The sequence below is a fragment of the Alicyclobacillus macrosporangiidus CPP55 genome, assembly GCF_000702485.1.
Taxonomy (GTDB): Bacteria; Bacillota; Bacilli; order Alicyclobacillales; family Alicyclobacillaceae; genus Alicyclobacillus_H; species Alicyclobacillus_H macrosporangiidus_B.
Genome location: NZ_JNIL01000001.1, coordinates 3,965,032 through 3,988,284, shown reverse-complemented (window position 1 = coordinate 3,988,284; position 23,253 = coordinate 3,965,032). Strand labels below are relative to the sequence as shown.

Below are 23,253 nucleotides of genomic sequence, written 5' to 3'. Positions count from 1 at the left end.
CATTCCCTCTTGCATGACGCGCTTTACGCGCACCGTTTGTCGCTTTCCTCGTCCTGCCACTCCGCCTCGACGTCAATCGTCTCGCCCTTCGGCATCCGCGCAATCCTCCGCTTCCGAACCGCGTCACGGGCGGCGATCCAACCACTCCGCACCGCCCACACCGCAGCGCACGCGACAAACACCACACCACGGAGCGCCTGTACCGTCATCCACCAAGCCGTACGCAACGTGAACTGTCCCGTGCGTACAATGAGGCGCGCCAGCCCCTTCCAGAACATCCCCGTGTAGACCAAGGCTATTAACGCGAACAAGAACGTCAGGAACAGATAGAAGACCCACCGCCCTGGCGTATGGCGGGCGAATCCAGGCAACTCCGGTGAATTCATCGGGATCACCCAGTAGTGGATCGACAGCGCGACAAAGCCGACAAATACAAACAGCGTGATGAAATTCAGTCCCCGGATCAGCGGCCAAGGAATCCGCCTCATACCCGCACCTCCTTCCGCGACCGCAACCAGGCAACCCAGTCGCCACTGTCAACGCGCGGAGCGCCGGCCGGAATACGGCCTGTCATGTGGTAAAACCACCCTTCCACCGCGCCGTTTAAGTCCCTCACCATCGTTCCGTCGTAGAAGCGCGGATAACCCTCCAGCCTGTCCAGCGCCGCCAGTCCGTCGTCCGTCACCTCCACCCATTCGCCCACCACTACACCGTCTCCGTTCAGCGACACAGCCGGGTACGCGCCGAGATCGTACATCTCTCCCGGAATGCATCCCGCGCCCAACTCGCGCACCAGATGCGGCTCCATGACCCGGCGGTTGCCCTGGCCCTTTCGCAACGTTCCGTACACGAATACGACATGATCGGAATCCATTACATCGTCTCCCCCTAATTTCCTGTTCTAGCATCAAGATACTTTTTATTGGTGTTTTTGTAAAGACCTATAGAATAGAAACGGACCGAACCCGCTGGGGCTCGGCCCCGAAGTCTCTCAGTCAGGCGAACGGGGCGCCGTCGCGCCACAGTTCAACTCATCGCGTCCAATATCTCCGACATACTCAACTCGGCGCAGGCCAGCGCGGTATCCGCAACCCCGTAGTGCATACGGATGACGAGACGGGGACACAAACGGCGTCCGGTTGGGGAGGGCGGGGACGCTCGGCAACACGCAAGACCAGCAGCACTTCGTCCGCCACTTCCGCTACACGGGCGTTGAACACGCCAATGACCTCATAGTCCTCCCGGTGCGGCGGAACGTCTGCTGGAGTAAGGGTGGGATTGTCCGGGTAGGTATACCTAAACCGATGGCATAATGAAGCCTCCTTTCATGAAGGGGGCAAGTAGATAGCAGGCAGTGATTGTCGTAGCCTCCTCAACACCTCATCCTTTCCTGGAGCAACGATGTCATCGGTGTGAAGCACTTTTACCAATTTCATCGTCGAGTCGCAGAATAGATCATGCAGGAGTTCGCGCGCCGATTTGGCTCAATGTGGACAGCGATGACGAGGATACGGTATGGTTTGTATGTGAGAAAAATGGGGTGGCGTATCAGTATGCGGTTACTACACGTCACGCGTCCGAATAAAAAAGCGGCCCCAACACAGAAGTGGTGCCGACGCCCGTAGTTTCCGACCTACCGAATTTCATAATGACAACCAATTCTCTATACCGGCCATCAAGCTTCTAAAAATCCCCTTGCCAAGTCAAATAACGGCATTGTGATTTGAAGCAAGTGTAATTCGGTAATATTAGAACGGTATACCACGCAATTTCCGTCACGTGTAATTAAAATTTTAATTGACTCCTCTTCTACATCGATTGTTGGGAAATCCAATCGTAAGGCAGAAATGGTTCCTCCGCTGTTTTCATACCTATCCCAGTCATCACTTTCAACCACAGAGCCTCCACCCAGATATGCCACCTCAACATTTTCTATTTGCATACCACGAAACCATCCTCCACGGATGATGGCATCTTCATTGTTCTTAATTCTGTCCTTCAATCCTATAAGATCGATACGAACTGGCTGTGCAATCAGCTTGTTATCTGAGTTTGGGTATCTTCGCAATCTACGCAAAGCTTGTTCTGAAACAGTTCGTTTCGTTCCTGACGTATAAAGAAACTCCCGTTCCTCCACGAAACACGGAAATATCTCTGATGTTGAGACGGCAACAATGTCGTATTGTGACCCATCTTCAATGTATCCCTTTCCGCGAAATTCTTCCCCGATATCATGCCTGATTTGCCACTTTTCTAAGTTCTTATCGGGATACTCGCTTCGCCCTAAAGAGGTAACCCTTGTAATAAATGTCACATTCCCAATACCAGGACTTACTTGTGCGGATTCTACAGGCAATTGATTTGGAAACTCGACGATTTTGTACATCTTAATCGATGCAGGCATGTCTTCTCTCCCCCAACCTCAAGAAATTCTAAGCAACAATGAAACAGCATTAGAAATCTCGTCTCGTTTGGTGGTTACAATGCGGAGCTCAGTATCAGTAGCTTCTTGAAATCCTCTTGGTTTGTTTATGCGAATGAAAAACTTTTCTATCTCGTCAGGGTCAAATTCTTTGACAAACTGCTGTTTCATAAAGTTCTTAGATACCCCTTCTACTGTCACCTTAATTACATACTTCTCATTACTCGATGAGAAACTCCGACCTGTCTCGGAGAATAAATCAATCAGAAATCCGTTTATGGCATCTCTTAAGGTTCGATATCGCAATGAAGTACGCGCTCTGATTGTCAGCCATTCAATGGGTTGACCGTCCTCTGCATCCTCGTCAGCATCCGCCAGATCGACTGTAATATACATGGAAAAATAATCGCAATATAGCAACAATCGACCATGTTTATCAGTCGTAAGTTCCACAGCTTTCTCCTTGGTTATCTTTGCGACGTAAGGATGAAGGGCATTGAATACAATTTGTCTGAATTGCTCGCCAGAAAGCCGTGCAATGCCAACAACGCTAAATGTAGCAGTCGCATCCAGCTTAAAATGTCCAAACCCCATAAAATACTTCATCCATCTGATCCATTTTCGAAACAACGGAACGTTAGTACTAAGTGTTTGCACGATGGCGACAATCATTGCGATCCCGACGGGCTGCACTAATTTACTGAGCCCACTGGAACAAACATTGATAATGAGCGATGCCAAGTAAAGCAAAGTGGGGACAACCCACCAAAAACGTTTTAATATTTTTACAATATCCACAGATAAGTCCCCTCCGCCTTCTTGACAACATCATATATCTTCTGCGACAGAATTAAAAATCCTTGTGGTCGACCTATCCTCTAGTCGCCTTCCGAACGGTTATCGCCAAATTCTTATGCAACTGTCAACGGCGGCGGTCGTGGTTCCGCCCGCAACGCACGGCAACACTCTAATGAGCCGCAGGACCAGCGTCCGTAGTCGCATGGAGCCAACAACGTCGACATGATTTGCACAACGGAATGCTCCACGAACGACGCCACCTGTGCTTCGACGTTGGCAATCACTCGCCTGGAGATCAACGCCAACTGTACACGTGAAAACAATATACAGGTGGTCTGCTCAGAACGTCACTCCGGCGTCGTGCTGAACGCCTTCAACAACCCCTCATCCACCACATCGATCTGCACCTCGCCGATCCGCCCCAGCGGGTCGCGCAGGAATCCACGGCCCTTCTCAAACGCCTGGAACACCTCAACGTAGTGGTTCAGGTCCGCTTCCTCCTCCATTGGCAGGCCGAGCAGCCGCACCGCGTGCTGCACTTGGGCGCGCGACGTGATGCGCCCTACGAAGCACCAGCCCAGGCTCGCCGACACGTCGTCATTCTCCGACTCTTCCCTCGGCAACAGCACGTCCGGGTTCTGCACCGCCATCATCAGGACAAGGTTCATCGACCGGCCGAGAAGCAACATGCGGTTCAGAAGCGCCCGACCTTCCGGGATCGAACGCAGAATCCATGCCTCGTCCACCGCGAAAAACTTCTTGACAGATTGCGGTGCCATGACCAAGCGTCGGAACGCGATCTGCGTCACCAGGTACAGGATCGCGACCGCGAACCGCTGCGAATCACGCCACGCGTCCGGCACGCTGCCCGGATCCGGGAATTCCAGCCCCATGATGGAGGCCACCACCAACCGCGCCCGGTCGTCCATTACGTTGTCCTCGCCATCCTTGCCGAACAGCGCACGGCCCGTCTCACCGTCACGGTAGTGCTCAAGCAGACCAAGGAACAGATCCGCAACGTCACGCTCCTCCTCCCGACGCTGTTCGTCCCTTCGCTCGGCGTCAAGGCAAAGCAGGAAGTGGTCCATGTCCCACTTCTCACCCTCGTACAGCGCCGCCAACGCCCGCTGCAGCACGAGCGATGCCCGCTGGTCCTCGCGCCGAGTCGTCACGTTGAGCAGCACACTCAGGAACCCTTCCGCGATAAGTCTGGACTCCCTCGCGTCGCGCCCAAGCCGGAACGGGGAGAAGCGCAGGTCACTTCCCGCGCCAAACGTCCACCAAACACTCTCATTTGGCCACAACCCAACCAACGCGCCGTACTCGCCCTGCTTCGGGTCCACAACCGCGCCCATCGCGTTCCACTGCAGCATCGTGTCCGCTGCGTACTTCATCCCGACCGACTTGCCGCTGCCCAGCGTCCCGACAAACGCCGCCGCACCGCTTCGATTCAACTCCTGCATTGCCCGAAACCAGTTCACCCATACCGGCCGGCCGCTATGTGCCATCTTGGCAAACCACATCCCCGCCGGGTCGCCCACCTGCGCTGTGCCCAAGGCACCTGACGCCGCAAGCATCGTCGGGTCCGCCGGGATCGACCATGCCTTGTCCACGCCCCCGGACTGCCCCGGAAAGAACGTCTGCCAGATTTTCAGGGCATCGCCCGGCGGGTGCACAAGCTGAATGGCCCCCTGTAGTTTCTCCTTCAACTGCTCCTCCCGGCGCAGCATCTCCAACTCGCCGTCCGCCCCGACAGCGAAGAACGCATGAAACACCGCGAACGCCATACCCGCTTTCAGTTTGGCCTCCAGCGCCTGCGCGTCCTCCAGCCCGTCGTAGATGTCCCACGGGACGTCTCCCGCCTGCGCGTATTCCTCGCCCTGGGCGGCCACGATCTTTTTGCGCCGGTACACGATCTCACGTGCTCGCTGCGGGGAAAGGATCTCGAAGTGCACACAGGCGTCGACCGGGAAGTTCAACTTCTCCAAGGGCAGATACAGCCACTCGTCGCCAATGGCCTCCAGCCGCTCCGGCATGCTCGCCGCGGCCATCACCGACTGGTACGACACCCGCTTATCACTGTGCTCCACCCGAATCCGGAAGGTGTCCTCCCGCACCGCCGCCGAGGCGAGCGCCAGGCGCATCGGGCGCGGCCGAATCACCACTTCGCCGCCCTCGATAGTCACCGTACGAGGCAGGGGATCGGGCAGCACCACCGGCCACGGCGCCAAACCGCGAAAATACGGCGCGCGGTGCAACAGTTCCAGGTCATGTGGCATGGCTCTCGCGAGCGCCGGGATGACCGCCTGCAGGCGGTTGAATGTGCGCAGTTCCGCGTGCGTCGCCGCCTCGATGTCGTGCTTGGTCAACACGGGAGACCCCACCCGTGCCACCTTGCGTTTGGTGTAACCCCAGAACCGCAGGAACTGATCGGCGACCCGCTCTCGAATCCGGTCAGGTCGGTCCAAAACCTGACTCCAGGCCGCGGCAAGCGGCGAAGCCAGCGGCAGGATGAGGAACGTCAGACGCTCAAACGAAGGATGCTCGCGCAGTTGTTCGGCCACCAGGTCCATGTGCGCGCGCCAATACGGATGCTTGCTGAAGGCGGCCATGCGCGAAGTCACTTCCTCCGCTGGAATCGGCACCGCGACGCTCAGGATCTGGCCGCTGCCACGGTACGTTTGGAACAACACCTCAAGCTGGCGGTAGATGCTGCGCTTGACGGCTTCCGGCTGGTTCTCGTATGGCAACGCGGGCAGCCGGTACACGCCGTATGCCATGCCGTTGTCGAGGAACAGGATGTTGTCGTGCCAAAAGTGCGTGTGCATGAAAAAGCCCCCTCTCGTATTGGGGGGGATGAAGGGCAAATTACGGGGAGAAGAGAGACGACAGGTGTTTACACCTGTCGTTTAAGCCAATATCCCGAAGCGAATTGATCGGGTCAACAACCTCGTAGCACTCCGCGGACGTACACGTTGAACACCCCGAAGCCCAGTAAGATGATAGACCTCACGAATGACAAACCAGTCGTCAAGAAGGACGGAATCCGAAGGCACACCGTCTCCATCCAGAGAACGATATCCCCGAGGACAACGGAGCGACGTCTGCCGGTGAAACGCCATCCATCCCCCAATGGGGGCCGTTAGTGTAGTTTAGTGCACACTTGCACCCACAAACTCTTGTCCTGACAAAGATACTGTCAAACTCGAGGTATAGACTCGACAAGATTATCATATAACTTCTATTTATAATTTGAATATACTAAAACAATGATTAATAAAACGCAAGACCTTTGACCTATGTTCTAACGATAATGGTACCGTTATTATTTTTACGTACATTAGGAATCGACATCAAATAAAAGAGCTACCCAGAACGTCCGGCAACTCTATCATGGAGGGACTGTATAATGATCCGATCAGTTAGAAAAGTACTGCTTGCTGCTGCATCGGTCTGTTTGCTGGGTACACCCGTGGCTTTTGCAGGAACGAATTTGCCCCAACCTTCATCGTCAACGTATTTTACAGTTCGTCACTCAACACCGAACTCCAATCCATCCAATTCGGGTAGCTCAACACCACTGCCTTCCGGAGAAGCAACCACTAATACACCGACGTCTGGAGGAGGGTGCGGTGCCAACGGATATCCGAATACAGGTTGGAAGGAATTTGATTCGTCGGACGGATCGTCTTCCCTGTTCATGTGCTCATACGATGCAGGAAACCACACCATGGTAACCGATTGGCAAATTCAAATGAACGATGGTGAGTACTATTCTGAGGTAGATATGTATGCGAAGTGGGACGATGATTTCGAAGACGGACAAGTTTATTACCCCCAATTACCTTCCAGTACTGGGCAATTTGAACACACGTTCTCCAAGGGAGGAACCCATACAATTGAGCTTTTCGGCCAATTTTGGACGTATGAAGATTCATGGGGGATGTGGGACGAAAAGCAGAGTATGAATATCAAGTAACCGATGGCTACACGAACACACCCCACCCAAATTACTTTGGGTGGGGTATCGTCTTATAACTATGGCCACAGCGCTAATGTTGCTTTTGAATCCAATTTCTAACACTTTTGTTTATTGCGTCCAGATATAACTCTGTGTGATTTTTTCGAAGTTTCCTCTGAAGCGACAGGTTTTCAGGGATACTCGAGAAATCGCCATCAACGATGGTGACAGAATCTTCGTTTAAATCTACGATCACTGTGGCGACATGGCGATCCCCGTTGTAGACAACACATTCAACCTTATCTTGTTGTAACCAACGATGTTCGAATCTCAATGTCGTAAACATCAGTACAACCTCCATTTCACCTCACCTACATATTTAACTCAAGTTTCGCACCCTTAGGCAGCTAACTTTTCCTTGATAGGCCTGGGCAAACGGTCAATAAACTGCTGTATAACGTCCTCTGTAACGACGCTGCCGTCGGATAGCACCGCCTGTAGGGCTGCCCTGAGTAGATCCAGGAGCAGGCGCAGAGCGTCGACAAATCGGATGTCATCCAGCTAGGGCACCAATGGTCCTGAGATCCTGGTTCTCTCTGGAGGCCATCGACAGCATGATGTATCGAGTGAACACGATGGCTGTGTGGGCGAACATCTGGTCGTACGTGCGCCCCTGCAGTTCTTTGGCCAATCTCAGGTACGATTTGCTGACCTTGAAGAATGTCTCGATCTCCCACCGCTTCCCATAGATACGGATAATCTCCTCGTCGCTGAGCTGGGTGTTTGTGGACAGCAGGGCCAACCACTGACGGGAGCGATTCCGATCTCGAACGAACACGATCTTGGCTTGTACTGGCTGGTCGTTTTCGTCATGGCCCAGCTCCACAGTGACGGAGGCCAAAACCTTGGCCCTGCCTCTGCGCTTACGGATGGAGCGGTACAACTGGGACAGCGTCAGCCGCTGGCCTTCGTAGCCGTACCGAACATTGGGCATGCCTTTGAGCATGCATATCACGTGCAACGAATGACCGAGTGCCCGGATGATGGTCGATGGGTAGGCGAACCAACTGTCGAACAACAGGTACTTTGCTGAAATCCCCATCGCCTGAGCTTGACCGAGTAGCTGGAAAACAACGTCGGTAGCCTTACACATGGCCTCCTGTCGACGTTTGTAACCGCATGTGCGCTTGTCGACGGAGTCGTTGATGGGACACAGACGATTCCGCTCATTCTCGGAACTGAGCAGTGAGAAACACAAAGGCACAAATGAGTTGCCATCGGACCACCCCAGCGTCAGCATGCGGAACCCTCGAACAAACTTGTGCGAGACGTGGTCATACACCCTGGCCAGCAGCTCCACCTTCTTACTGCGACTACGGTTGAACAGAGAGTCATCGATGATGAAGACGTCTGCCCGCTCTTCGGACGTCAAACGTCCGAAACGCCGCACTACCTCAGCGCTCAGCAGTAGCAGAAACCTGCGCCAGTTGTGCCGAGGCGAATTCAAGAACCGATAAACCGTGTCCTTGCCTACCGGGTCTGTGGACGGTTGCTCCAGCACCCGCTTGAGACTCCGCTGATGAAACACGAGAGTAAACAGAAGTTGGAATAGTTGGAGTACAGTGATCCCAGCCTGCTTGGTGATATTGGATTGACGGAGCAGTCTCCCAATGTGGAATTCCTTGAAGAACCTGGAGACCATAGATTGGAGTTGATCTTGATGCTGGCTATCACGTACCATGTAGGAAACATCCTCGCTTTCCAGTAGGCTACTTGGTTGGGCGACCTTAGTCTACCAGAAAAACGAGGGTGTTTTTACTTTTACATTGCCCAACCACCTTGTAAAATCAACGGATCACAGTCGATTCCGGGGTGCGAAACTTGAGTTTAACCGAAACGCGACAGTTCGTTCATCCACTTTTCGGTTCAGAGTAGAGCACAAGTTTGACCACACTCTTGATGTAGCCGCTCACACTCTTTGGCGGTGAATTTCTCACCGGCGTGAGAATGGTATCGCCCATTCCGCCACCTCTGTGACCACCGTACCGTCAATCATTCAGAATGTAGAGAAGCAGCCGGCTACCCGGCCACCCCCCGTTGCCACTCCTAGTCCGCCAAGACCCACCGGATGTGGGCATCCTCCACCAAATCACTGTTCTGTATGCAGCAAAACTCATTTTGCTTCTTTGCACGCTCACGCCGCGAGCCACAGGGGCGGGCATTTGACTTGTGACGTAGTGGACGACAAGGACGGTACAGTTGCAATGGTTACGCCGTCGCCATGGTGCGCACGCCGCGCGTGGCGCAAGGGTGTCAATAGCGGATTAAAACTCCCCAAAAAAATCGCGCTCGATTCCCCAAAAATAGCGGATTCAGTTCCCCAAAATCATCGCGCATGATTCCCCGGACATATGTTCGGTCTACGCGGTCACCTCTTCCTTCAGCGCGTGTGTCACCCCGGCGCGCAGCTTATCCTTCATTCGGTAACTATTGCCCCGGATGTTGATGGTGGTGGCGTGATGTAGGAGCCGGTCAAGTAACGCCGAGGCCAGCACCTGGTCACCGAAGAGTGTCCCCCAGTTGGTGAAGCTGGTGTTGGACGTGATGATCAGCGACCCGTGCTCGTAGCGCTCCGACACGAGCCGGAAGAAATTCGCGGCGTCCAGGGCATCGAGGGGCAAGTAGCCCACTTCGTCGCAGATCAGCAGCTTCGGCTGGGTGTAGATACGCAGGCGCTTGTCCAGTCGCCCCTCTTGGTACGCCCGTCGCAAGTCGGTTACCAGCCGCTGCATGGTCACGAAGTACACGCTCATGCGCTGTCGAATCGCCTCCATCCCCAGGGCCACCGCAAGGTGAGTCTTACCCACCCCCGGCGGTCCCAGGAAGATGACGTTGCTGCCCTCCTGGATGAACGTTAGGCTGGCCAGTTCCCGTATCTGACGCTCATCGATGGACGGCTGGAACGAGAAGTCGAAGTCCGCAAGGGTCTTGTGATACGGGAAGTTGGCCATACGGAGTCTGGCGTGCATGTAACGGCTGTATCGCTCCTCCTGCTCAGCTTCCAGCAGCCTGTGCAGGAACTCGGCATAAGTCGCCTGGTGACCCGCTGCCCACTCCACACACGCCGGCAACACCGCCGCGGCTCGCTTTAATCCCAGCTCCAGCAACTGCTCCTCAGCCTTAGCCAGAACCAGCGCCTCACTCATTGCACCTGACCTCCCGTTGCAATTTGCTCATAGACGGACAGCTCCCGTTGTTCAACCTCTGGCCCGATTTGCACTCCTGGTACCTTGCCTCGGTCCGGATAGGAGGTCCCAGTCGGGATGCCCTTGAAGTGCTCAGGGTTGGTTGAGACTTGGTGACTGCCAGAGAGGACACGGTGTTCGGCGATGACTTGCCCGCCGTACTCGATTTGCAGGCTGCCTGACTCAAACTCCCTGACCAGAACGGTATGTCCCACATACCGCCACGGAACGGTGTACATGTTCGTGTTCCACGAGATGCGGCAATCGCTCGTGACCTTGCGCATATCGGCGTACACCAGCGTGTACCGGCTCTCCGGCAGGGGCTGCAGCTTTTCGGCCTGAAACCGCACCACCGGCTGCTCCCGCGTTGTGCCGTGGATGCGAACATTGGCCACCGTATCCCGCCAGATGGCGCCTTGCCGGTTCAGGTCGTCATGGTCCACGAACGATACCGGCCAGAAGCTGGACCGGATATACCCGATGGGCCGTTCAATCTTCCCCTTTGTGCGGCTTCGGTAGGGCTTGCAAGCCTTGGGTACGAATCCGTAGTATTTGGCGAAGTCCATGTACGCCAGCTGCCAGTCCACGTGCCCATGACCGTCGTTGGCCACGACGAGCGGGGAGCAGTTGTCGCTGAGAATGACCTTTGGGACCCCGCCGAAGAACTCGAGTGCGTTACGGAGCGCTTGGAGAATGTGCAGTTGGTCCGGTGCTTTGATAAACTCCAGGTAGAGCATGCGGGAGTAGGCGAGTACCATGGCAAAGCACCATACCTTTCGCCGATGGCCCTGCGGGTCCAGGTAGGGGAATGCGCCTAGGTCGATTTGCGCTTGTTCCCCTGGAGCCGTCTCAAACCGCACGGTTGCCTTGGCGGAGACAACCGGGCGGAGAGGGTGCATGAACTCACGCAGGACGGTGATGCCACCGGTATATCCCTGCTCCCGGATCTCGCGAAAGATTCGCTCCGCATTGAGCACACCGATACGCATGCGTTGCTCCACATAGGCCTTGTATGGCTCCAGCTTGTGGCCTTTCACCCTCCGGCCACGCGACCTCACCACGCCCTCCTCCTGCTGCACGGGTTCACTCACAGCCTTTCGGATGGTTTTGCGGTCGTGGCCGAATCTTCTGGCCAGTTCCGAGATGCTGACGCCCTCCTCATACAACTTCTTGATTTCCATCTTCTCACTCTCCCTCATGACTGGCACCTCCACAGACGTGATGGCAGGTGCCATAATTCGACAAAGGGGTGGGGAATTCATCCCGATGATTTTGGGGAAATCATGCCGGTGATTTTGGGGAATCGCTATCCGCTGCTATTGGGGATTTTACATCCGATGTTGACAAAGGGCGAGTGCTATCGCATACAGCCTCATGGAAACAGCGAAGGAGAACGGTCTGGACCGATATCTATACCTGGAATACCTGTTCGAACGACTACCGAACATCCAAGCTGATGACCAGGAGGCATTGGGTGAACTGCTCCCGTAGTCAGACCGCCTGCCGGAAAACCTATGTATGACAAAAGAGCATAGTACGCAACCTGCCCTCTCGCGGGGTTGCTTGTTGTGTACGACTGTCCCACGGCGCATACATAGTACCACATTTAGTGGCAAACTAGTGTTCAAGCCCTTACACTGAAAATGCCTCCTCAATCGCCTTCTCCAACTCCTCCTGCGTGGGCTTCGCGTAGCGCCGGGTCATGTTGACGTCCGCATGCCCGGCCAACTCCGCCACGGCCGCAAGGTCCACACCGCTTGCCACCAGCGTCCGGCAGAACGTGTGCCTCAGAACATGTGGGTGGGTCCCGTACTTCGCCATTATCCTCTGAACTTGCCGTATAGAAATCCTCCGGCCGTAATTCGAGAGGAAGAGGGCTTGATCTGTGTCTACACGTGTCGCCAAATACCTCGACAGATGGTGCCGAGCCTCCGCCGGGAGCGGCACCGACCGGGCCTTGCCACGCTTCCCTTGCCGGACAATCACGCGTCCGGTTCGTTCCCCGATCACCACATCGTCCCGGTCGAGATTACACAACTCCGACACCCGCAGCCCACAGTACAACAACACGTACACCATCGCGATGTCGCGCAGGTTCCCGTCCCGCTCCACTTCCCGAAGCAGGCGATTCCGTTCGTTGCGCTCCATTGCTTTGGGCGCCACCTCCGTCACCTTCGGGACAGGAGCCGTTCTCAGGTTGAGAATTGCATGCTCCTGTCCCGTCCAACGAGCAAATGCCCGGATGGCCGACACCGCCACGGATACGGTGCTCGGGGACTTCTTGTGCGCCGTCATCCAGTCGATGAACTGCTGAACATCCACCCGCGTCAATCGCGCCATGTCCCCGCCGGCACCATCCAACCAGTCCCCGAACCGACTCAGCCAGTACACATACATTTGCTTCGATCTATCACTTTTACCCGCCATGTGCTCGTTGACGAACGTCCGCATGTCCACCCCGGCACCACTCCTCGATGAAGTGAGCGTCATGAGATTTTAACGACACAATTTCGGGCCATTACGGTTCCATTTTCTGGTGAGCGTACGACGGTGTAACAAGGGTTCAACGGCATGCACGTTCGGCCAATGTGACGTGAAATGCTTTTTTTACGCCGGAATTTAACGCCATCCATCCGCTGGTTAATGGGCAGCAGATTGAACCAAGACCCATACCATCAATGCACCAACCACACCCATCATGGCCAATACAAATCGTCTCAATATCGGTTCCAAGGCTTCTGCGATAAGGAGAACACTCCGTTTGAAGAGCGCCGTGGTAGACAACCCGTGTCCCTTCGGGAGATGTATCCGTTCCATCGCGTAACGAAGTCGACTGATTCCTCTCATCCTCCTATCCATCTCGTCAAAAGCAGCCCTGTAATCCAAATAAGATTTCACAAACGTCGCACACAGCCTGCGGAACTCCTTGTCTCCGTCTGATGTAGACAAGTCCAATAACCGTATCTGTTCATATGTAAGGCTTCCAACCACATCCTGGTTGGCATCCACCAACTGTTTCAGTTTCGTAAGAACTTCTTCCCGCTTCAACACGTACATCTTCTCATCCCAGATGATGAGTCCAGACACGCTGTACGGGCTAATCAAAGGACTGACAATGTCGTAACTCGGCTTGATGAAATGTTCGAATTGAGTCTTTGTGACCGAACTGTACTCCATGCGCTTAACCTCCCGTTTGGAAAGCACGATGGACGATGTCATGGAAAAGAGCATCGAAAAACGTCGGTCAGAATAGTCGTCCGAACATCCCACAAAACGCCGCAACCCCCTTTTTTTACTGGGGGTTCGACACAAGTTGACATAATCATCTAAACTACTGCATTTCCCTAAATCGGAAGCCATCCCATTGCGGCGTATCACATCATGCCGCTGCCCCATGAACCCCGAGCACCCTGCCAAGAGCAACCAAGTCCCGCATCCCCTCCGCAAACTCATCCTCCGTGTTCGGCCAATCGTACCCGAGCAGCCGCTCCCATAAGACCCACGGGTCATGACTGACAGCGGCACCGTCATTTAACACCGGCTCGTCGTATCGAAACACCAAAGCCACCTCGTATGCTGCATCCAACACGTCCTCATACAGCGCCCGCAGCCAACGCTGGCGGCTCGCGCTGTTCGCATGCCGGGTCGCAAGCCATACCTCAGCCAACACGCCGAGCTTCGCGTAGAGTCTGACCACCGCCTCCCGCTCGCGCTCAACCTGTCGAGTCTCCAGCCTGTTCGTATCCATCTTCTCACGCCCCCAACGCCGGACTGTCGTCCCACAAGGCCAACTGCACCCACTCCAGCTTGTCTAGCTTCGCCCTGGCGCGCTCAACGTAGCTCTGCACCGACGCGCGCGTAATGCCAAGCGCCTCCGCGATCGCGCTGAAACTCATCCCACGTTCATACGCGAACAGGCAGGCCGCCTCCCGCTTCGTCAAAACGCTGTTCCACGCAACCGGCATGTCATCGTCCTCTTCTTGCCGCTCGTCCTCCGCCTCAGTCTCCCACAGCATCTGACTGCGTGCCGCAAGCCTGTCCAAGTCCTTCACGTCCCCTACCAGAATCTCGCGGTGGGTGATCCGTGTGCATCCCTCCATTTGACAGATGGCGTAGTCCACCGTCCGCACCATGCTCTCGCACAGCCGCGCGTCCCGCTCCAGGCTCGGGTCTGTGCGAGCCAGTCGCTCAAACTGGTTGCGCGCCGCCTTCAACTGCTGCAGCGTCGCTTCGTACTGGGCGATGAGATCTTCCAAGTCACGACGCCCCATTCCGTATCACCTCCACTCTGTGGTGAACCGCATGGCAAATCCCATAATTCAATTGCCGGTGCATCAGACCGCTCCCGCAAGCTCGCAGGCCTGCATCACCGCATGTGAAACTTTCCTTGGCCACCGGGTCACCATCGGGGCCATGACATACTCGGCCCAATCCGTCGTCACTCCAGCGACGCCTTCATTCGAAACCCAAAACCGCAGGGTCTCAGAACCTTTGGCTTGCACCACATCGCGCAGGTACAACACATTCAGTCCCATGCGTACCGGCGCCCCTTCAAACCGAACGGGCTCAATGACCTCCTCCCCCCGTATGATGTCGGTCTTCGACGTCAGTCGAACAGGATTCCCCAACTCGATCTCCACCGCCGACAGGTCACGCGAGGCGATAGCCACCATCCGGGACAGCACCGCAGAAAAACGTCTTGCATCCACATCGGCCACCGCCGACCGAGCGACATCCAACGCCCTGGTCACGTTCTCCACCGGGTACCGGACCTGGACGCCGTGTACAAAACATGTCCACTCCTCCGTCTGGATGAGGACGCCCCGAGAGCCAACCTCCACGTCGACAGGCCCTTCTTCGGCCACCAGCGTGCGAATCAGCATCGACACTGCGGTGACGGGGAGCGTAACCTCTGCTTCGGTGAGCATCCCTTCACATGGAATCACCACGCGGGCCGCCCGTGTCTTGTCGCTCGCCAGAAGCGTCATTCCATCCTCTGCAACGCGAAGATGTACGCCCGACAAAACCGGGACTTGCGGTTTCGCCGCAGCGGACACCACCGCCCGTAACCCCCGTTTGAGATCTGACGCAGCGACACGCACCCCGGCGCCATACGAATTCCGGTCCACGTCCGGAATCTCGTGCACAGGCCGATAGGGAAAAGAGGCGGTTGACTTCCCCATGCGAACCACCACCCGGCCCTGGTCCTTCGCCACATCAACCAACTCTTCTTCCGAGGCGCGGACCCACTCCAGCAACGCTCTCCCTGGCAAATCTACGGCTCCCGTATCACCTTGCAATACCGCGTCCTTCGGCATCCGAACCACAATCCAGGCGCCAGGGTCTTGCGCCGACAAGACCACACCATCCGCCGTAACCTTCATGCCCACAATCTTGCCGCCCGCTGTCCTCGACTGCATGACGCCAACAGCGGTGTTCAATGCCCGCAACAGCGCCGTTCGTTTCAACGTCAGCCTCATTCGTCGCACCCCTTTCTATCCACAACCGGTGTCGAGTTATGCACAATTTGTCCACAGAGTTGTCCACAGCTTTGTATTCTCAAAACCACGTCCCCCACAACAACCAAAGCAACGTCATCAGCATCAACCACATCGCGGCGTACACGGCTGCCGCGAACACATATGGATTCCCAGGAGATTTGGCTGAATCCATCGAAAATACGTGTCGTCCCAACGCATGGATGGTTGCAAATCCCAGAACCGCCAACGCTGTCGCCGTGATCATCGCAACCATGGCTACTCCTTTGTTGGTCCGTCGGATTGATCGTGCGGCTCCTGATAAAGCTCAGGAAATTCTTCCACCAATTCAGCCCCAACACCAAGAGTACAAATGATGCCGGTGAGAACGAACCCCAGCCACGCCAATGCGTCCATGGTCCAGTGTTCCGGCAGCACGTGTACGGGATAACCGAGCATCGCCAGTACAAAGGGGTCGTTCAATAGTCGAGGCATATCACCAGCTCCCCCACGCGTGAACCGATGACCTTAGCCGTGAATCCTATGTCCCGCACTCCCACGACACCGCCTCCCAAACCGCCTCGCACATCTGCTGTTCAGACATCTCCGTCGTATCAATGACCACACCCCGCGCGTCCCGCCATGCCTGCTCGGTCTCATCCTCGAAGGTCCGTTCATCCGGCAACTCTCCGTCTCGCGCCAGCACCCGCCGCTCGCGCACATCCCTGGCCGCAGTCAGCACAATGACCACAAATCCTTGCTGATGCGCCCAGACCGCTTCTTCCAGCGTTCGGCCATCGTCGATAACCAGCGGTCTTGCCACTGTCCGCAGCCGCTCCTCCGCCGCGAACAACAGCGGGTTCGGCTGAAACTCCCGCAGAAACCGCCCGACCTTCTGCAGGTACGGACGCCGTACCGCCTTACCTGCTCCTTTCAGCCACGGCACCGCGATGTCGACCACCGCATCTACCGGCGTGGCGAGGGCATACCGCGTGTAACCATGCCGCTCGCACAGGCACCGGGCAACGGTCGTCTTGCCCGCGCCCATCGGGCCGATCAGGAAGACATGGCGCACGGCGCATCACCCACCGATACCTCAATCTCCACCCTGGGCCGCTCCCGGTCGACATCGAAGTCCATCTCCCAAACCAACACCCAGCGGTCATCCGGGTACAGCACACCTTCCAGCGCGTCGAGCAACACCTTATCCCTGTTGTTCGCGTCCGCCCGACGCCAGTCCGGCCAGAAGTACCAGAGCCGCAGATACACCTTGGTTCGGGGCGGCGGCATGGCCCATCCAGTTTTAATCGCCCAAGCCTTCGCCAACCACGCGGCCTCTTCACGAAACCGTTCCGCCTCACGGGTGAGCACCCGCATCCTCCTGCCAGAAGGGTGCACAAAGTTCCGATAGGCATGATTGAGTGTGGGCGGAAGTGGAAGGACCAGACGACGGCCGAAGTCTCCAACACCCGGATCCGTTCGCAGGTTCACACTCCTCACTTCCTGGTCTCTACGATTTGAACCTGACTCAACCGGGGGCAATAGTAATCCCATCCCAACACTTGACCGTCTCTCTTCCGGACCCGAGGTACCCTGACCAACACCCGGTCGATTTTCGCCACGTCCGTGGTGAACATGGGCCGCCAATCCTTGTTCGGCTTGCCGGATGGCAGATACCGGATGCTGACACTCCCTTCGGAATCACGGCGACTACCTCGCCGCGCTTGTCCCGCCACGTCCCTTGCGCCTGGCTCGTCCAGCGCACGCGGTCACCGGGTCGCACTGGCGCCTCAATCGGCCGGATCAAGTTCGCGTTCGTCGACTTCTCCATCCGTGACCACCTCCACACATGTTTGCATTGCGCGCAGAACTTACCGCCACAGCCAAGGTACTCGCTCACGACTTCCCGCATTCCGGGTACCTGGGGAGACATGGTCCCAACGGCGTCTGGCGCATCCTGCCTGGTACGCGGCTTGTTTAAGCTACCGAATGAGACTCACCCTCCCCTGTTCTGCTGCCATCCTGCAAACGATTCCCGTACGCCCAAACATTCTCAGGCTCCGCGTACTCCGCCGCGCAGTCCCTGCACAACTCGCTCCAGCGCCAACCGTTGTCCTCCGTCAGGGTCACACCGCACAGCCTGCACCGGGCGCCGCGCTTGTCCACTTTGAACCCATCAAACCGCTTCATGCTTCGATCCCGCCTCCTTGTCCAACTCGACACGGATGATTCCGTCGTCCAACAGCACCTCACGAACTTCTCGCGTCGAAGGTTGGTGGGCCAATTGCGCTGCCAGACTTTCAAACGTGACACGCATACTGCCCGCGGTTTTCACGGCCGGGAACTTCACCCAACAAACGTCAGGCATTTTCGGTCGATCTGGAATGTCCAGCGACCTGCGGCGTGTCGCCGTCGCCCTCGTGCCCTTCGCCATTTCTCTCCCCCCACCCGTGCTTTCCAGGGATACCGCCCTTCTATCAAACAGCGGATTGTACGGCATCGGCGGTGTCTCTCGCTGCGGAAGCCCCTGCCGCGAACAGCTTCACCCTGTGCGGCAGAGCCCTGGCGTAACTCCCCAGAAACGCAGCCCGGTCCCCGCGCCGGAGCCGCGCCGCCTCGTCCAGCAGTACCGCCGCCTCGTCCATCGTGTCCGGCAGCAGCGCATCCTGCAGGCGCATCTCGGCGAACATTCGGCGCAGCACCGACATCTGCCGTGGGGTCGGCAGCGTCAACATCGCCATCGCCTCCCAGCGCGTCGTGGGTGGCAACAGACCCCGACGCATCAACGCCTCGACCTGTTTCTCCGTCGGAGGCAGGTCCATCCACAACGCGCCTTCCTCCACCGCGCGCCGCTGCAAATGCACCCGTGCATAGGTCGCGGCGTATCCCCAGGCCATCTCCGCGTTCGCACCCTGGTACACCACGTCCACGCCCGCCGGTACCGGTTCGAGGCCGCTGTCCGCCCTGCGCGCGTTCTCCCTGGCCGACGCCCAGCTTCCCGCAGCCACCTGCCACACGTCCCCAGGAAGCCGCTCCACGCGCACGAACCGCCCGGCGAAGTCCCGCGCCAGCCACACACTGTCGCGAACCTGAAGCCAACGAAACCTGGTCGGTGGGACAACCTTCGACGAACCGCCACCTCCGATTCCGACCGGCCCCTCCAGCCCAGCCCCCGGCGCGGCTTCATCCGCCCCGGTCAGCAGCCGGTCCACCGTCATCAAGCGGTGCAGTTCCGTGACGCCTACAACGTCCAGCACCAAGCAGTCCGTCTTTCCGACATGAGGCGCTAGACGCAAGCCCCGCCCGACCATCTGGGTATACAGCCCGTGGCTCGTCGTCGGCCGGGCCATGATGAGGCATGACACTTCCGGTCTGTCGAACCCTTCCGTCAACACCCCGTAATTGCACACCACCCGGACCTCGCCCCGAGAGAACGCATCCAGCGTCGCCCGGCGCTCGTCCTTCGGCATCGCCCCGGTTACCGTCGCCGCCTTCACCCCTGCCGCCTCAAACGCCACCGCCAGAGCCTCGGCGTGCTCCACCGACACGCAGAACGCGATGGTGAGCCGGTCCTGCACGTGCTCCTTCCACGCCTCCACGATCCGTTCGTTGACCGAAGGCGTATTGACAAGACCGCTCAATTCGGTGTCCGTCCAGTCCCCTCCCGACCGCGCCTCTTCCAGCCCCTCCACAATGGCGAGTTGCATGGCTTTCGGCGGTACAAGATACCCTTCCTCGATGAGCCGAGTCACGCCAATGGCGTACGCCACACCGTCGAACACTTTCCGCAGTCCCGCGCCGTCCGCTCGGTACGGCGTCGCCGTCAGCCCGAGGTGTAGCGTCCCTTCGCGCACCCCGTCGCCAAGGAACCCCAGCGCCTCGTACACCCGCATGTACGACGCGGCCCTGGCGTGGTGGCATTCGTCGGTGATGAGCGTCGGGGTCGTGTCGTGGGCGGCCATCCAGCGGGACAAGCGTACCGGCTGCGAGATCGTCTGCACCGACGCCACCGCGAAGTCCGCCGCAACGTCGTCCGCCTCCGCCTGAATCCGCCCCACCGTCACCCGCCGACCCGCCTCGCCGAAGGAGTCGAACACGGCCGCGAACTTCTCCAGCGTCTGGTCCAGCAGCTCGTCCCGGTGCGCGAGGAACAGCACCGGCCCGCGCTGCAGGCGGTCCACGGCGATTTTGGAGGCGATCACCGTCTTTCCCGCCCCCGTCGCCGCCACAAGCACAGGGCGCGGCTTGCCGTACTCGTGGACGGCCTTGACCGCGGCTTGTTGGTAGTCGCGAAGACGGAAACGTTGTTTGCCGGACGAAACCAGTGTTTTCATCTCTCACCACCTCCGTTCATGCGCAGCACCGTCATGCACTGGCCCCTCCTTTGCGTCCCCCTCGAATTTGTTCGTAGGCTTCGGTGACAGGCAGCGTCGCGTACACGATCCGCCGCGTCTCCGGGTCCACCGTCTCTCGTTTGATCCGAAGTTGTCGGCCTCCCGGTCCCAACCGAACGCCACGCCAAACGTTCACCCGCTCGCCCCCGACTCGGACACGCTGGCCTACTATCGGCACCGGTGAGGCGTTGCGCAGTCGCTCCATCAGCTTCGCGGCACCAGGAGACTTGCGCCCCAGGTCCTTGGCGTAGGTCTCAAACGCCAAGTGCAACAGTTCACGCGGAACCTGATACTCCTCGCCAAATTCGATGATTTCGTCCTCAATCGCCATCTGGATGATGTCGTTGGCCCGGCGGTACTCCGCCAGCGCCTCCCGCATCTCCTCCGACTCACACAGCCGCCCGTCCCGCATCTGCATTGCCACATACGCCTGGATCCCCAGCCACGCCCAATACGACAACGCCTCGGGAGTCATTAAGCGCGCTTCCCAGGACGGGTCATACCTTTCCTCAAACCGTTGGCTGTAGGGAAACACGAGCGGTCGCCGGAAGAACCCGTAGCTCGGGTCCGGAGTTCCAGGCAACTCGTTGAGCGCGTACCACAATTTCACGCGCGGCCTGAAGTTAAAGGCGTCTTTGAATTTCCGCTCACCCGTCAGGACATCGTTGCCTGTGAGTTTCTTGATAAGTTCCGTGTCCTCCAACCTCTCACCGCTCATGTCACCCACCAGGTTCACTGCCGCGCCAATCAGCCGGTATGCGGAAAACCGGTTCTTTGACAAATCCTGCAAAGACACCGTGGCATACGCCCCGGAAAAGAGTTTCGACAGCACTCGAATCATCACGCCCTTGCCGTTGCGCCCGCCGCCGTACAGAAATGCGTACCGCTGTTGCGAAGTGTCGAACCGGCACAACGAGTAACCCAGGTACTCCAACAGCGCCTGCCGTGTCACATCGTTCGGTAGCGTCGTAAGCAGGTATTCGTCCACGTCCGCCGAGCGTGCCGAGGGGTTCCAATCACAGTTGACCATCCAGGTGCACTTGAACTTCGGGTCGTGGTCTGCCAGACGCAACCGGGGCAGTTCCGTGAGATCGAGCACGCCATTTTGAAACACGATGTGCGGCGTCGAGTCCCACTCTTCATACACGTCCTCTTCCCTGGTGTTACTGTCCCCTTTTGCGTGCGTCCGAAGACCCTCGATAATCTTGTTGACCATCACGATTCGCGCCCACTCCGGGTTGACCACATTCAATGCGCGATAGACAAACTCTCCCACTTTGTCTTCAACGGGTGTATAATATTTTCCGTTGAAACCGAAGATTGTATCGTACATGAAGTGAACCCCGAAGTCTTGGGAAAGTCGGTTCACAAAGACGTATTCCAAGAAGCGTTCTTTGCCGGTCTCAGGGTTCACGCTGATGAACAAATCCCGGTTCACGAACGCCCACGCCGTGGCCACGTCCGTGCGAAAACCGCGACGGCGAAAGTCCAGTTGAACGGCACGCGGAGCATGCTTCACCGCGTCACCGGGTTGTTCGTCAGCCGCTGAGACAGAGGCTTCCGGCTGTTGGCGTTCAGAACGCTCCGGCGCTCCAAACGGACGCCGCAGTCCCAATTCCCTGCCATAGAGCTGTCGCACCAGCATGGCAGGGCTTGTTTTTTTGGCGAAGTAGGGACAGCCCCGGCACTCGCCGGTGGGGTCGTCCCGCTCGAACGTCGCGCACTTGATGGGCGCCCCCGTGTTTTGACGCCACTTGCGCTCTGCCTCCCTGCGGTTGTACTGCCGCCCTGGCCCCAGGTCGTAGCCCTCGCTCCAGCGATGGAACAGCGTTGAATCCGGGTTGAGCGACTTGAGTGTGGCCGCCATGTGGTGCCAGACGGGTTCGCTCACGCTGTTCGGCTCATCGATATACCTCTGGAACCTAACGCATATCCACGGCAGGATCCGCTCCACGTCCTCCAGCGGCACCGGTTCCCATGCCTCACTTACCACACCGCGGTCTTCCTCCGGGTCGTCCCGGTCCAACTCCCGACTGGTCCTCCCCATCCGTGCGATCATGGAATCCAGCGCCGATTCAAACTGGTCCGCAAGGTACTCTGCCTCCGGCCGGGACTGCTCGATTGACACCGGCACCGCCACGCCCGACTTTGTGTGCAGCGTCCCAGGAATCCTAAGTACACGCGCCGGGTCGGCAATACTCGCGTCTGACTGGAGCACCAGCGCCAGCTTCTTGACGACTCTCCGCCCCGTTACCGCATCCACAGGCTCAGTGAACCGGTAGTAGACGTGCCGTCCTCGTCCGCCACCGGAGCAAACCACGAACGTCGGTGGATAGCCCATGTCGGCCAGCATCCCAAGAGCCTCCGATGCCTGTTCCAACCGGAATGCGTCGTGGTCACCGTGATCGTCGATGTCGGCCCACGCGCCTGGATAAATTGCGACGTCCTCGTTTCCGCCGCCAATCCACCGCGCCCGGACATCCGCGTCCACCACGCGCCGTAGTTCTGTCTTGCGAGGACACACGCCGTAGTACCAGCCAGCGCGGTTCCGCAACACCGGGGATCTGTACCCTTGCGCCACATAGGAAACCAATTCGTCAATGTCCGTCACCGGGAACGACCTCCGATGCGCCACAGCCTCTTTCGCCGCGGCAGTGTCCTCGCGCCGGTTCGGGATCGGTCGCACCTCGATATGACCCACTTCCACGTTGCTGAACCAGGCCGCCAGGAACGTACGCATCGTTTCAAGGTCCAGGTCAGCGGTTTCTCCAGGCGTCGCGGACGAAAGGATGTGTTGCGTCATGTGCCGGTGTACGGCGCTTCGGCTCACGGGTTCACCGATTCCCGCCAGCCAATTCGCGATGTCCCGCACGGACTCGTTGGCGGCAAACCTCGCCTCAGCCTCCGCGCGCAGTTCTGATTCGCACAACTTGCACCCACGCGGCATGTCGCTCAC

The 23,253-nt window shown here is 57.7% G+C and carries 22 protein-coding genes and 2 pseudogenes; 2 read left to right on the top strand and 22 right to left on the bottom strand.

Features of this window, described 5'->3' with window-relative positions; genetic code table 11:
• Positions 1 to 23: 23 nt before the first annotated feature.
• The 5 genes from N687_RS0119850 to N687_RS0119835 form a co-directional block, all read right to left on the bottom strand.
• Positions 24 to 488, bottom strand: a complete 465-nt coding sequence (locus N687_RS0119850) for a hypothetical protein (RefSeq protein ID WP_029423501.1) — start codon at positions 486 to 488, stop codon at positions 24 to 26.
• The gene (locus N687_RS23550) at positions 485 to 874 is read right to left on the bottom strand and encodes a gamma-glutamylcyclotransferase family protein (protein WP_081841597.1); all 390 of its coding nucleotides are present in this window, start codon (positions 872 to 874) and stop codon (positions 485 to 487) included. The genes N687_RS0119850 and N687_RS23550 overlap by 4 nt, the downstream gene beginning before the upstream one ends.
• A gap of 801 nt (positions 875 to 1,675) precedes the next feature.
• Positions 1,676 to 2,404: a hypothetical protein gene (locus N687_RS24200; RefSeq protein WP_156040239.1), complete on the bottom strand. Its 729-nt coding sequence runs from the start codon at positions 2,402 to 2,404 to the stop codon at positions 1,676 to 1,678.
• An 18-nt stretch (positions 2,405 to 2,422) separates the two neighbouring features.
• Positions 2,423 to 3,220, bottom strand: a complete 798-nt coding sequence (locus N687_RS0119840) for a hypothetical protein (protein WP_029423499.1) — start codon at positions 3,218 to 3,220, stop codon at positions 2,423 to 2,425.
• Between the two features lie 347 nt (positions 3,221 to 3,567).
• The gene (locus tag N687_RS0119835) at positions 3,568 to 6,048 is read right to left on the bottom strand and encodes an ATP-binding protein (protein ID WP_029423498.1); all 2,481 of its coding nucleotides are present in this window, start codon (positions 6,046 to 6,048) and stop codon (positions 3,568 to 3,570) included.
• A 581-nt stretch (positions 6,049 to 6,629) separates the two neighbouring features.
• On the opposite strand from N687_RS0119835, the gene N687_RS24195 reads away from it, so the two are divergent.
• Positions 6,630 to 7,199 carry a hypothetical protein gene (locus N687_RS24195; RefSeq protein WP_156040238.1) on the top strand — a complete coding sequence of 190 codons (570 nt, stop codon included), beginning with the start codon at positions 6,630 to 6,632 and terminating at the stop codon, positions 7,197 to 7,199.
• 73 nt (positions 7,200 to 7,272) lie between these two features.
• Here N687_RS24195 and N687_RS24190 read toward each other — a convergent pair whose 3' ends face one another.
• From N687_RS24190 to istA, 4 genes and pseudogenes are all read right to left on the bottom strand, one after another.
• Complete coding sequence (locus tag N687_RS24190; RefSeq protein WP_156040237.1) at positions 7,273 to 7,527, bottom strand: hypothetical protein; 255 nt, start codon at positions 7,525 to 7,527, stop codon at positions 7,273 to 7,275.
• Between the two features lie 53 nt (positions 7,528 to 7,580).
• Positions 7,581 to 8,922 (bottom strand): annotated as a pseudogene (locus N687_RS21645) (transposase).
• Between the two features lie 679 nt (positions 8,923 to 9,601).
• On the bottom strand, positions 9,602 to 10,387 hold the full coding sequence (gene istB, locus N687_RS0119820; protein ID WP_029423496.1) for an IS21-like element helper ATPase IstB: 786 nt from the start codon (positions 10,385 to 10,387) through the stop codon (positions 9,602 to 9,604).
• Positions 10,384 to 11,625, bottom strand: coding sequence for an IS21 family transposase (gene istA, locus N687_RS0119815; protein ID WP_029423495.1), 1,242 nt, complete (start codon positions 11,623 to 11,625; stop codon positions 10,384 to 10,386). The genes istB and istA overlap by 4 nt, the downstream gene beginning before the upstream one ends.
• Positions 11,626 to 11,776: 151 nt before the next feature.
• Here istA and N687_RS23545 point away from each other — a divergent pair.
• Positions 11,777 to 11,917: pseudogene (locus N687_RS23545) on the top strand (transposase domain-containing protein); the annotation flags it as partial.
• Positions 11,918 to 12,058: 141 nt separating this feature from the next.
• On the opposite strand, the gene N687_RS0119810 reads toward N687_RS23545, so the two are convergent.
• From N687_RS0119810 to N687_RS0119745, 13 genes are all read right to left on the bottom strand, one after another.
• A complete protein-coding gene (locus N687_RS0119810; protein WP_231493645.1) occupies positions 12,059 to 12,877 on the bottom strand; it encodes a tyrosine-type recombinase/integrase in 819 nt (272 codons plus the stop codon).
• A gap of 189 nt (positions 12,878 to 13,066) precedes the next feature.
• Positions 13,067 to 13,822, bottom strand: a complete 756-nt coding sequence (locus tag N687_RS0119805) for a hypothetical protein (RefSeq protein ID WP_156040235.1) — start codon at positions 13,820 to 13,822, stop codon at positions 13,067 to 13,069.
• Positions 13,806 to 14,174 carry a hypothetical protein gene (locus N687_RS0119800; RefSeq protein ID WP_029423492.1) on the bottom strand — a complete coding sequence of 123 codons (369 nt, stop codon included), beginning with the start codon at positions 14,172 to 14,174 and terminating at the stop codon, positions 13,806 to 13,808. Before N687_RS0119800 ends, N687_RS0119805 begins: the two co-directional genes overlap by 17 nt.
• A gap of 4 nt (positions 14,175 to 14,178) precedes the next feature.
• Complete coding sequence (locus N687_RS0119795) at positions 14,179 to 14,697, bottom strand: sigma factor-like helix-turn-helix DNA-binding protein (RefSeq protein WP_029423491.1); 519 nt, start codon at positions 14,695 to 14,697, stop codon at positions 14,179 to 14,181.
• Positions 14,698 to 14,760: 63 nt separating this feature from the next.
• The gene (locus tag N687_RS0119790) at positions 14,761 to 15,906 is read right to left on the bottom strand and encodes a hypothetical protein (RefSeq protein WP_029423490.1); all 1,146 of its coding nucleotides are present in this window, start codon (positions 15,904 to 15,906) and stop codon (positions 14,761 to 14,763) included.
• A 79-nt stretch (positions 15,907 to 15,985) separates the two neighbouring features.
• Positions 15,986 to 16,171 carry a hypothetical protein gene (locus N687_RS0119785; RefSeq protein ID WP_156040234.1) on the bottom strand — a complete coding sequence of 62 codons (186 nt, stop codon included), beginning with the start codon at positions 16,169 to 16,171 and terminating at the stop codon, positions 15,986 to 15,988.
• An 11-nt stretch (positions 16,172 to 16,182) separates the two neighbouring features.
• On the bottom strand, positions 16,183 to 16,398 hold the full coding sequence (locus N687_RS0119780) for a hypothetical protein (RefSeq protein ID WP_029423488.1): 216 nt from the start codon (positions 16,396 to 16,398) through the stop codon (positions 16,183 to 16,185).
• Positions 16,399 to 16,444: 46 nt separating this feature from the next.
• Positions 16,445 to 16,978, bottom strand: a complete 534-nt coding sequence (locus tag N687_RS0119775) for an AAA family ATPase (protein WP_231493546.1) — start codon at positions 16,976 to 16,978, stop codon at positions 16,445 to 16,447.
• The gene (locus tag N687_RS25230) at positions 16,960 to 17,457 is read right to left on the bottom strand and encodes a RusA family crossover junction endodeoxyribonuclease (RefSeq protein ID WP_081841595.1); all 498 of its coding nucleotides are present in this window, start codon (positions 17,455 to 17,457) and stop codon (positions 16,960 to 16,962) included. Before N687_RS25230 ends, N687_RS0119775 begins: the two co-directional genes overlap by 19 nt.
• Positions 17,458 to 17,880: 423 nt before the next feature.
• Complete coding sequence (locus N687_RS0119760; RefSeq protein ID WP_029423485.1) at positions 17,881 to 18,093, bottom strand: hypothetical protein; 213 nt, start codon at positions 18,091 to 18,093, stop codon at positions 17,881 to 17,883.
• Complete coding sequence (locus tag N687_RS0119755) at positions 18,080 to 18,337, bottom strand: hypothetical protein (protein ID WP_029423484.1); 258 nt, start codon at positions 18,335 to 18,337, stop codon at positions 18,080 to 18,082. The genes N687_RS0119760 and N687_RS0119755 overlap by 14 nt, the downstream gene beginning before the upstream one ends.
• 43 nt (positions 18,338 to 18,380) lie before the next feature.
• Positions 18,381 to 20,237, bottom strand: coding sequence for a DEAD/DEAH box helicase (locus N687_RS0119750; RefSeq protein ID WP_051663491.1), 1,857 nt, complete (start codon positions 20,235 to 20,237; stop codon positions 18,381 to 18,383).
• A gap of 31 nt (positions 20,238 to 20,268) precedes the next feature.
• The gene (locus N687_RS0119745) at positions 20,269 to 23,244 is read right to left on the bottom strand and encodes a DNA primase family protein (RefSeq protein WP_029423482.1); all 2,976 of its coding nucleotides are present in this window, start codon (positions 23,242 to 23,244) and stop codon (positions 20,269 to 20,271) included.
• Positions 23,245 to 23,253 lie beyond the last annotated feature (9 nt).